General features: G+C 39.3%; 12 protein-coding genes. 10 read left to right on the plus strand and 2 right to left on the minus strand.

Features of this window, described 5'->3' with window-relative positions; genetic code table 11:
- Positions 1-60 precede the first annotated feature (60 nt).
- The 10 genes from rnpA (at position 61) to Q0X77_RS07405 (ending at position 11,770) form a co-directional block, all read left to right on the plus strand.
- Positions 61-450, plus strand: a complete 390-nt coding sequence (gene rnpA, locus Q0X77_RS07360; RefSeq protein ID WP_297795298.1) for a ribonuclease P protein component — start codon at positions 61-63, stop codon at positions 448-450.
- Entirely contained in the window at positions 431-2,059 is a 1,629-nt protein-coding gene (locus tag Q0X77_RS07365) for a S41 family peptidase (protein ID WP_297795300.1), read from the plus strand. Before rnpA ends, Q0X77_RS07365 begins: the two co-directional genes overlap by 20 nt.
- A 194-nt stretch (positions 2,060-2,253) precedes the next feature.
- Positions 2,254-3,099: a fumarylacetoacetate hydrolase family protein gene (locus Q0X77_RS07370; RefSeq protein ID WP_297795303.1), complete on the plus strand. Its 846-nt coding sequence runs from the start codon at positions 2,254-2,256 to the stop codon at positions 3,097-3,099.
- 13 nt (positions 3,100-3,112) lie between these two features.
- Positions 3,113-3,994: an SMP-30/gluconolactonase/LRE family protein gene (locus Q0X77_RS07375; protein WP_297795306.1), complete on the plus strand. Its 882-nt coding sequence runs from the start codon at positions 3,113-3,115 to the stop codon at positions 3,992-3,994.
- Positions 3,991-4,773, plus strand: coding sequence for an SDR family oxidoreductase (locus tag Q0X77_RS07380; RefSeq protein ID WP_297795309.1), 783 nt, complete (start codon positions 3,991-3,993; stop codon positions 4,771-4,773). The genes Q0X77_RS07375 and Q0X77_RS07380 overlap by 4 nt, the downstream gene beginning before the upstream one ends.
- A gap of 89 nt (positions 4,774-4,862) precedes the next feature.
- Positions 4,863-6,506, plus strand: coding sequence for an alpha-glucan family phosphorylase (gene glgP, locus Q0X77_RS07385; protein ID WP_297795311.1), 1,644 nt, complete (start codon positions 4,863-4,865; stop codon positions 6,504-6,506).
- Positions 6,507-6,540: 34 nt separating this feature from the next.
- Positions 6,541-7,404 (plus strand): fructosamine kinase family protein, encoded by an 864-nt coding sequence (locus Q0X77_RS07390; RefSeq protein WP_297795314.1) that lies wholly within the window; start codon positions 6,541-6,543, stop codon positions 7,402-7,404.
- A 130-nt stretch (positions 7,405-7,534) separates the two neighbouring features.
- Positions 7,535-8,596, plus strand: a complete 1,062-nt coding sequence (locus tag Q0X77_RS07395; protein WP_297795316.1) for a Gfo/Idh/MocA family oxidoreductase — start codon at positions 7,535-7,537, stop codon at positions 8,594-8,596.
- Between the two features lie 54 nt (positions 8,597-8,650).
- A complete protein-coding gene (locus Q0X77_RS07400; protein ID WP_297795319.1) occupies positions 8,651-10,129 on the plus strand; it encodes an acyl-CoA synthetase in 1,479 nt (492 codons plus the stop codon).
- Positions 10,130-10,252: 123 nt separating this feature from the next.
- Positions 10,253-11,770: a hypothetical protein gene (locus Q0X77_RS07405; protein ID WP_297795321.1), complete on the plus strand. Its 1,518-nt coding sequence runs from the start codon at positions 10,253-10,255 to the stop codon at positions 11,768-11,770.
- 21 nt (positions 11,771-11,791) lie between these two features.
- Here Q0X77_RS07405 and Q0X77_RS07410 read toward each other — a convergent pair whose 3' ends face one another.
- Both Q0X77_RS07410 and Q0X77_RS07415 read right to left on the minus strand, forming a co-directional pair.
- Complete coding sequence (locus Q0X77_RS07410) at positions 11,792-12,232, minus strand: GNAT family N-acetyltransferase (RefSeq protein WP_297795324.1); 441 nt, start codon at positions 12,230-12,232, stop codon at positions 11,792-11,794.
- Between the two features lie 3 nt (positions 12,233-12,235).
- Positions 12,236-13,159: a cation diffusion facilitator family transporter gene (locus tag Q0X77_RS07415; RefSeq protein ID WP_297795327.1), complete on the minus strand. Its 924-nt coding sequence runs from the start codon at positions 13,157-13,159 to the stop codon at positions 12,236-12,238.
- Between the last annotated feature and the right edge of the window lie 7 nt (positions 13,160-13,166).

Raw genomic sequence — 13,166 nt, forward strand, 5'->3', positions numbered from 1 at the left:
ATAAATATGATAATTATCATACTCCCCGGGCATGGGTTTATTGCTTAATTTAGCGGCATTATGACCTCTAAATTTCCAAGAAAAGAAAAATTAAAAAGCGAAATCATAATTCGCAAGGTTTTTGAGGAGGGTAAAAATATTACCAGCTTCCCTTTAAAATTGATCTATCTGGACATGGAGGAAACTTCAGGTCCTAAAATTCAATGCGGTGTTACCGTGCCTAAAAGAAATTTTAAAAATGCTGTCCAAAGAAATCGAATTAAAAGGCTTATGCGCGAAAGCTACAGGCTAAACAAAGAAGAAATTTTTAACAACATAGAGGGAAGCTTTGCGTTTCTATTTTTATACCTTGGAAACGAAATACCTAGCTATATGGAGGTAGAAAAGCATATGAAGTTTATTCTAAAAAAATTTTTAATAAAAGTAACTAATGAAAGTGCGAATAAGTAAGAAAATACTGGTGCCTGTAGTAGCGGTTGTTATGCTGGTTGTTGGAAGTAGCTTTAAAAGCGATTTTTTTGAAATAGCCAAACAGATAGAAATTTTTACCACCCTGTTCAAGGAACTCAATATGAACTATGTGGATGAGACCAATCCTGCAGAGCTTATGGATACAGCCATAAAAAATATGCTCGATGATCTGGATCCATATACCAAATTCCTGAATGAACAGGATGTTGAGGCTTACAAAATAAGTAATGCCGGTAAATATTCGGGGATAGGATCTTTGGTTCGTTCCTATGACAACAAACTGGTGATTATTGAGCCATATAAAGGTTCTCCGGCAGATAAAGCCGGTTTAAAAGCGGGAGATGAAATTGTTAAAATCGGGGATATTTCTATTGCTGATTTTAAAGATGATGCCAGTGAATTATTAAAAGGGTCCAATAACACCAAGGTGGAAGTAACTTTTAAAAGGCAAGGCAAAACAAATACAGCGGTTATAGAAAGGGAAGCTATAGAAGTTGATGCCGTTCCTTTTTACAGTATGGTAAATGAAAAAACAGGTTATATTGTTTTATCCAAATTTAATGCTAAAGCCTCTTCACAAACCAAAGCTGCCCTCCGGGATTTAAAAGGGCAGGGTGCACAGCAAATTATTTTGGACCTCAGGGGAAATCCCGGAGGGCTGTTATCTGAAGCCATCAACGTAACAAATCTCTTTGTTCCAAAAGGAGAGTTGATTGTTACCACAAAATCCAAGGTGAAAAAGTTCAACAGGGAATACAAAACCAAAAATCAAGCTGTGGATGAAGATATCCCCCTGGTTGTATTGGTAAATGGAGGAAGCGCATCAGCCAGTGAAATTGTTTCAGGAAGTCTGCAGGATTTGGACCGCGCCGTAATTATGGGGGCAAGAAGTTTTGGAAAAGGCCTGGTACAACGTCCACTCCGGCTTACCTATGGGACACAGCTAAAAGTTACCATTTCCAGATACTATACCACCTCAGGACGTTGTATTCAATCCCTGGATTATTGGAACAGAGATGAAAATGGCAAGGCGGTGAGAACTACAAAATTCAATGAGTTTAAAACGAGGAATGGCAGAAAAGTAGAAGATGGAGGAGGCGTTATGCCCGATATCGAAATAGCTGCCCTAAAATCAAATTCCCTGACGAAAGCGCTGGTTAACAAAAGTGTAATTTTTGATTTTGCAACGAAGTATTACTATGAAAATACCGTAGCAGATATTGATGCCTTTACCTTTAATTCTTCGGACTATAATGATTTTAAAACCTATGTTTCAAATAGCAATTTCAGTTTTGAAACCAAAACAGAAAAAGCCTTAAAGGAAGCGATCTCAAGTGATGATAAAGCTATATATGGCGAAGAAATAGAAGCCGGTTATAAAAATCTATTGGCGGAGATAAACACAAGTAAACTCAATGCGCTCGATACCTATCAGGAGGAAATTCAACTAAATCTGAAGGATGAAATCGTTAAGCGCTATTTCTACAGGGAGGGTCTTTATCAGTATTATTTGAAAAATGATGAAGCTATATTATCGGCTACCGGTATTTTGGAAGATAACGCAAAATACCAGTCTATTTTAAGGTAATATATAATCACTTCATAAGTTTCTTATCCATTGAGATATTCATGCTCTTCTTAGAATTGAAATCTCAGGGAGGTTTTATCTTGTTTTTTAAAAATTTCCGCTTACCTTGTTCTGGTCTCATTTTTTCATAGTCCCGGAAAAATATTCAGTCGATGGCAAATCAAGGAATAAACTTATCATATTAAAATCCCATTATGAAACTAATACGTTTTGGAGAAAAAGGAAATGAAAAGCCCGGCGTTTTTTACCAGGGTAAACGATTAGACTGTTCAAAAGAATTCAAAGATTGGGATAGTGCTTTTTTTCAGAATAATGGCTTGGAAAAACTTAAGAAATACCTCGAAGCGAATGCTTCAGGTTTGCCGGTAATTGCCGACTCCATAAGACACGCTTCCTGCATTAGCAGGCCCGGCATGATTATGTGTATCGGCCTGAATTATTCTGAACATGCAGCCGAATCTAATATGGCGATCCCGGAAGAACCGATAATCTTTGGTAAAGCCACCAACACCTTAAGCGGACCTTATGATGATGTAGCCATTCCAAAAAATTCTACCAAAACAGATTATGAAGTTGAACTCGGTGTGGTGCTGAAAAGAAACGTACTCTATCTTAAAAATGAGGCCGAAGCTGCAGAGGCCATTGCCGGATATTGCATTATTAACGATTTGTCTGAGCGTACGTTTCAATTGGAAAAAGGAGGGCAGTGGATCAAAGGTAAATCATGCCCCGGATTCAGTCCGGTTGGTCCATATCTCGCAACCCCGGATGAATTAGGTGATCTCGAAAATTTAAAAATGACCTTGTCTGTAAATGGCGAGTTAAGGCAAAATGGCAATACGTCGTTTATGATCTTCAGGCCCGCTTTTATTATTTATTACCTGTCCCAATTTATGCTTCTTGAAGCTGGTGATTTAATATCAACCGGAACACCTGCAGGGGTTGGTATAGGTTTGGATCCGCCATCGTACCTTGCTAAAGGAGATTTGGTTGAATTAGGTATTGAAGGGCTGGGAACACAAAAACAAAAAATGATCTAAACTTAAATTGAGGGTGCAAAAAGCAAACCTGGTTTATGGTGCAAAGGCTAGCCTGGGAGAAGGTCCTTTTTGGGATCATGAATCCGGACAACTTTTTTGGGTCGATATTGAGGCTGGGGTTCTCCATAGGCACCACACAAATACCGCTAAGAATTCTGAATGGGAATTTGATGAAATGATAGGTGCCGTTATTCCTGTTGGTGATGGAAAATTAATCTTAGCAACAGAGACAGGTTTGACTTCCTTCAATTGCCAGACTAATGAACTCAAGCGCCTTGCTGTCCTGGAAAACTCCGATCCTGATTTAAGGTTTAATGATGGCAAATGTGATGCTAATGGGAATTTGTGGCTGGGAACCATGCATAAAAACCTTAAACCCGGCTATGGCAATCTGTTTAAGGTTGATAAAAACTTAAAGGTAAGTTTACAAATTAAAAATACATCAATATCAAATGGAATGTCCTGGTCTCCGGATGATCGTAAATTTTACTATATTGATTCGGCTGTTTATGAGGTTTGGGAATTTGATTTTGACAATACCACCAGTGAAATTTCCAACCGGCGAACTGTATTTAAAATTCCAAAATCCTATGGTGCAGCAGATGGAATGACCATAGATCGGGAAGGGATGTTATGGATAGCCCATTGGGGGGGTTCATGTGTGAGACGGTGGAACCCTGCTACAGGGAAAGTATTGCAGAAAGTTGCTGTAGATGCACCGCAGGTCACATCCTGCACCTTTGGCGGGAAAGACCTGAAAACTCTCTATATCACTACTGCCCGTGGCGGTATGTCGGAAAAAGATCTTAAGGCTTTTCCTAAAAGCGGGGGCCTGTTTAGTTATAAAACAGAAATTGGGGGATTTAAAGTAAATTGTTTTAAAGGCATTGTATGATTTACAATGGAATAAAGGATAAAGTAGCAATAATAACCGGGGCTGGCATGGGTATAGGTTATGCTATAGCTGAGTTATTGCTGAAAAACGGTGCAAGAGTAGTTGTAAACGACCTTGATAAAAAGGCAGTGAAAAGCTCATTTGCGGGCCTTGAAAAAAAATTTCCGGATCGTTGTTCCTTATTTGTTGGTGATGCGGGTGATATGGAGGTAATTGATAAGCTTGTTCAATTTACAATAGAGAAATATGGCCAGATAGATTTTGTTATTCCCAATGCCGGGATTACACTCTTCGGTGATTTTTTTAAGTTTACCCCCTCAGAATTTGACGAAGTGATAAGCCTTAACATGAAAGGCGCTTTTTTCCTGGTACAAAAAACAGGGGAAATCATGAAAAAACAAGGCAATGGAGGGCGTATAGTCCTTATGTCTTCCATTACGGGTATTAAAGGATACCCTGATTTAACGGCCTATTCTATGACTAAAGCTGCCCTGCAAATGATGGCTAAAAGCCTGGTACTTGCACTTGCACCTCATCAAATCACTGTCAATGCTGTTGCCCCGGGTGCAACCCTTACAGAACGCACAAAAGAGGAAGAACCAGACTATGCCGGAACCTGGGGTAAACTTATCCCAACGGGTATCGTTGGTAAGCCGAAGGACATGGCTGAAACTTGTCTTTTTCTCCTTTCGGAAGGGGCTGCTCATATAAATGGACAAACTCTTGTTGTTGACGGAGGATGGACTGTTATTGGCCGTTATCCTGAAGACCTCGAATAGTAGATATTTTAATATTAAAAAAAAGATTCTTTCTCTCGCAATTCATTACTAATATTTTAAATTAGTGGCTTCTTAAAAAACACCCATTTATGTCTAGTAAATACAATACATGGTATCATCCTTATAAAATTGATACAAAATATAAAAAAAGAGCTGCTTATTTTAGCATGGAATTTGCAATTCATCAGGCGCTTAAAATCTATTCAGGAGGCCTGGGTTTCCTTGCCGGATCTCATATGATTTCAGCAATGGAATTGAAGCAGAATATGATTGGAATAGGTATGTTGTGGAAATATGGGTATTATGATCAAGGGAGAAACACCGACCAGACCCTGCGAACTAATTTTATTGAAAAACACTACAATTTTTTGGAAGATTCAGGAATAGAAGTAGAGGTAAAAATTCACGACAACCCCTCTGTTAAAGTTCGCGCATATGTCCTAAAACCGGAAATATTTGGTTCTGTACCAATCTATCTGCTTTCCACGGATGTCCCCGGTAATGATCATTTGTCTAAAACCATAACAGATCATTTATATGACAATAATACCTTAACCCGTATCTCACAAAATATCGTGCTCGGGGTTGGAGGTGCCAAGGTTGTTCAGCAATTGGGAGGGGCAGACATATATCATTTGAACGAAGGACATGCTTTACCCGCTTTTTATCACCTCCGTGACAATGGAGTTTCAAAAAACCAACTATTTTTTACAACCCATACGCCCGAAAAAGCCGGGAATATGGAGCGAAATGGGCAAATGCTGAATAATTGTGGTTTCTTTGGTAGAACGCTTACAGAAGAAGAGTTACAGAAAGAAGTGGTGAATGACGATATGTTGAACTATACGGTAGCTGCCCTGAGAATGTCAAAAAGGGTTAACGCCGTTTCCAAACTCCACGCGGTTGTAGCAAATAATATGTGGAATAGTTTTGAAGGAACAAGTAAAATTATTCCAATAACCAATTCCCAAAACCAGCGTTTTTGGCAGGACAGTACCCTGGCCAAGGCATGGAAAAACCTTAATGATAAAGCCTTTCGAAAGCGAAAACTGGAATTAAAATCTCAGCTTTTTGATGTGGTATTAGATCAGACAGGGAAACTTTTTGACCCCAATGTCCTAACGATAGTCTGGGCGAGAAGGTTTGCTCAATATAAAAGGGCAGACCTGTTGTTACATGATCTCGAACGCTTTGAAAAACTTGCCTCCTCCACGGATCAGCCGGTTCAGATTATTTGGGCGGGGAAACCATATCCTACCGATTACTATTCTATAGACATGTTTAATCACCTGGTAAATTATACAAAATACAAGCCAAATATGGCGGTCCTTATTGGATATGAAATGGAGCTTTCACGCAAACTTAAAACAGGTTCCGATGTCTGGTTGAATACCCCTAGAATTACACGTGAAGCTTCCGGTACCAGTGGAATGACCGCTGCCATGAATGGTTCAATAAACTTAACTATAAACGATGGATGGATTCCGGAATTTGCTAAAAATGGGAAAAATGCATTTGTTCTTCCCGAAGCAGATTTTAGAACTCCCGCCTGGGAACAGGATAAATTTGATAGTGCTAACCTCTATGAAGCACTGGAAAAAAAGGTGCTTCCTACCTATTATGACAAGCCTGAAAAATGGCAGGAAATGGTTTTTAAAGGTATTGACGGGGTTATTCCGGCTTTTACCAGCCGCCGTATGGCCGATGAATATTATAATAAACTCTATAAATAGAAGAGCATAACTGAGGGCTCTTTAATCAAAGAAAATGAAACCGGAGGTTAAGGATTCTATTGGTTTACTGCTTGGTACTAAAATCAATAAATGTGTGCCCGTATCGGGTGGTGATATTTCCAGGGCTTTTGTATTATATACGACTGCTGATCGTGTTTTTTGTAAAATAAATAGTTCCGCTGCTGCCAGGTCCATGTTTGAGGCCGAAGCTGATGGTTTGGACGCGATTTCCAAAACCAAAACCTTAAAAACCCCCAATGTTTATGCTGTTGGAGAATTAGAAGAAGGAGCTTGTTTGTTAATGGAGTATGTGCCTTCTAAAAGCCCTGATCCCGAGGATTTGGAAGTTTTTGGAGCTCAACTCGCAGCTATGCATCAAACCGCCTCTCCTTATTTTGGATGGGAAAATTCAAATTTTATCGGGAGTTTACCTCAATCTAACCAAAAGCATGATAACTGGGTTTCATTTTATATAAATGAACGATTAATTCCACAGTTTCAGCTTGCCATACATCAAAAACTCTTAGCCAAAAATGAAATTCCCGGAAGTATAAAGCTCCAAACCGTAATCAGCTCATATTGTTCAGATGTTAACCCATCCTTATTACATGGCGATTTATGGGGTGGAAATTATTTAATTGCCGAAAACGGAGCCCCCTATCTTATAGATCCCGCTATCTATTTTGGACATAGTGAAATAGATTTATCTATGTCGCGACTCTTTGGCGGATTTGGTTCTGCTTTTTATAAGGCATATTATGAAATTAACCCTTGCCAACCAGGTGAGTCTAACCGCATGGCGGTCTATCAATTATACTATTTGCTGGTACATTTAAATTTATTTGGAAGGTCTTATTATCAATCGGTTAAAAATATCGTGAACACACATTTTAATTAAAGTCTGCTTGTTCTTATTGCTAAGTTGCTTTAATAAAAAGCTTGTTTTGCCATCAAATACATAAAAGTGTGTTATTTTTAAGCTTATTGAACTCTTGCTTTTTTGCCTCTAAACGAGATAATATCTTAATATGGATAAAATTAAAATCCTTGTTGTGGGTTGCGGGAATATGGGTACCAGCCACGCACGTGCTTACCATAAATTACCGGGTTTCGAAATAGTCGGACTGGTAAGCAGAGGAAAGGAAAGTCGGGAACGATTATCCGAGGAGTTAGGAGGCTTACCTAAATTTGGAGATTTTAAACGAGCCCTGGCCGCTACAAAGCCCGATGCTGTAGCAATAAGCACCTATCCGGACACCCACGCGGCCTATGTGAGAGAAAGCCTGGAGGCAGGAGCACATGTGTTTGTCGAAAAACCTATAGCCTTAACGGTCGGGGAGGCCCTGGAACTGGTTGATTTGGCTAAGGAAAAGCGTAAAAAATTAGTTGTTGGTTATATCTTAAGAGTACATCCTGCCTGGACCAAATTTGTAGAAGCAGCCCAAACCCTTGGAAAGCCCCTGGTAATGCGAATGAACCTTAATCAACAGAGCTCTGAAGGTCAGTGGTATACACACAAACAATTAATGCGGTCTATGTCCCCAATTGTTGACTGTGGGGTTCATTATGTGGATATTATGTGTTTAATGACAGGAGCACAACCTTTGAGTGTTAGTGCTATAGGGGCAAGATTAACAGAAGAGATAAGTACAGACATGTACAATTACGGACAGTTACAGGTGCGTTTTAATGATGGCTCGGTTGGTTGGTATGAAGCGGGTTGGGGGCCTATGATCAGTGAGACGGCTTTTTTTGTTAAGGATGTTATAGGGCCCAAAGGCTGTGTTTCAATTACTGATGAAAAAAAGGGTGGTTCTGATGATGTGGAAGGGCACACCAAAACCGGCGGCTTGATTTTACATTCCGGTGAGCTGGATTCAAATGGAAAATTTATTAAAAAAGACGTATTGATCAATACTGAAGATGAGCCGGATCATGACGGGCTCTGTTTGTTGGAGCAGGAACATTTCCTCAATTCCATTCAAAATGATCTGGATTTGAGCAATCATTTATCAGATGCAGTAAACAGTTTAAAAATTGTCCTTGCTGCGGATGAATCGTTTAGAACAGCTAAGACAGTACATCTCTAGGGATTTTATGGAATAAATTCTTCGCAAGTACAATAACTAATTCAAAATATAACAATGTTGGAGCTATTTGAAAAAGCAAAATTGTATAAAAATAGGGCCGCAATTGTCTCTGATAATACCACTTACTCTTATGATGATTTGATAACAAAATCATCTGTTGTTGCTGCCAATCTATTAAATAATACAGCAGATTTAAAGGAAGCCAGAATAGCTTTTTTAGTTCCGCCATCCTTTGAATATGTTGCTGTACAATGGGGTATATGGGCTGCCGGTGGAATTGCAGTTCCCTTATGTGTCCAACATCCCTTACCCTCAATGGAATATGTCATACAAGATTCCGGGGCTATGGTTATTATTGTTCATGAAGATTTTCATGAGCTTCTTAAACCGCTTGAAGCTAATTCTAATATAGAAATCAGGACGCTTAAAGAAATCTTTAAAAATCATTCTTCTGTCCTTCCGGATTTAGTTCCGGACAGAAGGGCTATGATGTTGTACACCAGTGGTACTACAAATAAACCAAAGGGCGTAGTTACCACCCATGCTATAATTCAATCGCAAATTACCACCCTGGTGGACGCTTGGGAATGGACAAAAGAAGATTATATCTTGAATATTCTCCCCTTGCACCACGTCCATGGAATTATCAATGTTCTCAGTTGTGCCTTATGGAGCGGGGCTTGTTGTGAATTTCATGCCAAATTCTCAGCTAAGGAAGTATGGAGTGCAATTTTATCGGGCAAGATGAGTCTTTTCATGGCTGTGCCTACTATTTACTACAAATTAATTGCGTTTTGGGAAGGAGAAGATAAAGAGAATCAACTGCAAATGTCTGAAGCGGCATCCGGGTTGCGGCTTATGGTTTCGGGATCTGCTGCTCTTCCGGTCCCTGTTCTGGAAAAATGGAAGTCGATTACCGGACAAACGCTATTGGAACGTTACGGGATGACCGAAATTGGCATGGGCCTTTCAAATTCATATCGTGGTGAAAGACGGCCGGGTTATGTAGGGCTGCCATTACCCGGTGTAGAAATGCGTTTGGTTGATAAGGATAGAAATATTCTTGATAAAGATATGCCGGGAGAAATTGAAATTAAAGGCCCGTGTGTATTTAAAGAGTATTGGAGAAAAGAAGAGGCAACAAAAAAAGCCTTTACAAAAGACGGTTGGTTTATGACCGGAGACATTGCTATGCTTCACGACGGGATGTATAAAATTCTCGGGCGCGATAGTGTTGATATTATAAAGTCGGGGGGTTATAAGATCTCTGCTCTCGAAATTGAAGATGTTCTGAGGGGACATCATGATATTGATGACTGTGCGGTAGTAGGAGTGGAAGATGAAGAATGGGGAGAAGTAGTTGCCGCCTGTTTGTTGACGAGTAATAAAGCCTTAGATTTAAATGAACTTTCCGATTGGGCCAAAACAAAATTGCCGGGCTATAAAATCCCACGTAAATATATTATTCAAAATAAACTCCCCAGGAATGTTTTGGGTAAAGTCACAAAGAATAAACTTAAAACCCTTTTTTAATATGGATTTTTTAACCTGGTTTCCTTATGCAGGCATCGTCATCTTGGTTGTTATTAATACCATCCTGGTGTTGAACAGAGATATTAAAGTTGACCGCGATACTGACGATAACCTACCTAAATAATGGAATATATTAAAGAGCACTACGTAACGCTGTTACTTACTTCTATTTATGTTTATGGATGCTTGTATATTGGTTGGTACTTTAAGAAGAAAGCAAGACGGGGTGTGGAGGGTTATTATGTGGCCAAAAGAGAAATTCCCGGATGGGTAATATCCCTTGCGTTTTTTTCCACATCAGCGAGCACAAACACTTATATTGGACAGGCGGGTATTTCTTTTCAATATGGACTGTCCTGGGCATGGATGGGTTTAATATGGACCTTTTTCTGTGTAATTTCCTGGCAGCTTTTAGGGCCCAGAATGCGGTATCAAACGGCTCGCCTGAAATCCTTTACAATTCCCGATTATTTTCATTTGCGTTATAAAAGTACCCTGGCAAAAAGCATTCGCGTTTTATCGGCTTTCATAATTCTTTTTGCAACTATATGGTATATGGTGGGGATAGCCAAAGGTTGTGCGCACGTCCTGACTTCCGTACTGGACATTCCTTATGAGTACGGTGCGTTTGCCATTATTTTCATTACCTGCGTCTACACCATTTGGGGGGGAATGTACAGTGTCTTATGGACAGATGCCATTCAGGGGATTATTATGTTTGGTGTTGCTATATTGATGTTAATGGTGCCTTTTATTTATTTAGGTGGGTTTGATAATGTAATGGACAGCATATCGATGACAGAACACCTTACAAAGTCGGGTGAACCTATTGGTAATGGTCTTGTGGTCTTTGGTCAATTAGTGTCTTTTCTGTATATCCTTGGTATTGGCTTATCTATTGGAATGAAACAGATTTCCGAGCCTAAAAACCTTATCCGTTTCTATTCCATCAATAACGCGAAAAGCATGCGTTTCGCAATGATCTGGACGCCCATTTTTCTTGGTATATCCCTGATATGTGTAATGGGATTGGGCGCGCTGGTACATGGGATGACAACTTTTGAAGAGGCAAACTACCTGATTCATAATACCGATGAGGTCATTGGTTTTATGTTAAACAAATTTGATAACAAGCTCGTTAGCGGTATTTGCGTCGCAGGATTGTTCGCTGCAGGGATGTCTTCTTTGGCATCTGTAATAATTATTATTGGAACTGCTTTTGTAAATGATATCTGGCATGTGCTTAAACCAATGCAGGTAACTAAAATTATTCCCAGGACGAAGTGGTTTATGGGGATTTATTGCCTTATGGTTTATGTGCTTACATTGTACCCCTTAGCTGGCATAGTAGAACTAACTGCATTTGCAGGGGCTGTTTTCGCGGCAAGTTTTTTCCCTGCTATTTTTGGTGGCCTCTATTTCAAATGGGGTACAGACCTCGGTGCGCTGTCATCCATGATAGTGGGTATTTTAGTAAATATTATCTGGCGTTTTGGATTTCGATTTAATTATCCCGGTCTTCAGGATATACACGAAATTATCCCGGCATTTTTATTTGCGTTGATAGCGTATATAGTAGTTAGTATATTTAGTAAAAAAAGGAGGCCGGACAAACAACATCTTGCCAATGTTTTTGACTGAAATTAGTCTTCTCGTTCTGAGTTACTTTTTAATCATGAGGATATGCGGGATATCATCTTCCAGATAAACTTCTCCCACCGGGTTGAAACCTAATTCTTTATAAAATTTCTGTAAATACGTCTGTGCAGAAATTTGAATTGTAGTTGTGTTGTAGTGGTCTCTAACTGCTTGTATTGAGGCCTCCATTATTACTTTACCATACCCCTCTTTCCTTGCTGATTTTTTGACGACAACCCGGCCTATACAGGCTTGGTCCATATAATCTCCGGGGCCGAAAATTCTGGTGTAGGCCATAATTTCATTGTTCCCGGTTCCGATAATATGAAGGGCTTTAAAGTCTTTTCCATCCATATCCTGATATACACAATCCTGTTCCACTACAAAAACTTCAGATCGCAATTGAAGTATCTGGTAGAGTTCCCGGGTGGTCAGCTCCTGAAAAGATTTTGTTTGGATATCCATCTGTTAATCCTGCACTATAACTTTTTTACTATCACATTTACCAAATTCGGGTTGTATATTCAAATGGTTTATACCAAACTTATGATATACTTCTTCTTCGATTATTTCCAGGATCTTATCAAATTCTGATAGGTTAATATCCCGATCAAAATCAATATGCGCTTCAAGGTGTACCTCATCTTCGTTTAGCTGCCAGATATGTACATGGTGTACATTTTTTACGGTTTTTATTTGCGTAATAGTTGATACTATTTGCTGAACCTCCAGGGTGTTCGGCGTAAAGAGCATTAAAACCCTTGTAGAAGATTTTAAAAGGTCATACCCCATGTAAATTAAATAAAGGGCAATCAGGATGGTTAACGCAGGATCTACCCAATAAAGTGCATAAAACTTCATCAATAGGCCACCTACAAGGACAGCTACCGAGGCCATCATATCCGTAAACAAATGAAGGTATGCAGATTTCATATTCATGTTTACATCAGCATCTTTCTTAATTAAAAGAACGCTAAATCCATTGGCAGCAATCCCTAATAGTGCCAGCCATATAACCAAATTTGATTCAATTTCAACGGGGTTTATAAATCTTTCAATGGCTTCTTTCACCAATATTATTGCAACGATGATTAAGGTTGAAGAATTGACAAAAGCTGCAATTATTTCGGCTCGTTTATATCCGAAAGTCTTGTTTACAGAAGCTTTCTTTTTCGACAATACGGTGGCTACATAACTAATTATCAGGGAAAGGACATCGCTAAAATTATGGAGCGCGTCTGATAGCAAAGAGAGACTTCCTGAAATTATCCCACCAATAACCTGGGCTAAAGTTATTAGTATATTGAGAAATATGGTTATAAAAAGATTTCTCCCCTTTAAATCCCTGTGGTTGTGTGAATGAGAGTGATTATGAGAATGTGAATGACCCATGTATATT

This window comes from uncultured Eudoraea sp. (genome assembly GCF_947258925.1).
Lineage (GTDB): Bacteria > Bacteroidota > Bacteroidia > Flavobacteriales > Flavobacteriaceae > Eudoraea.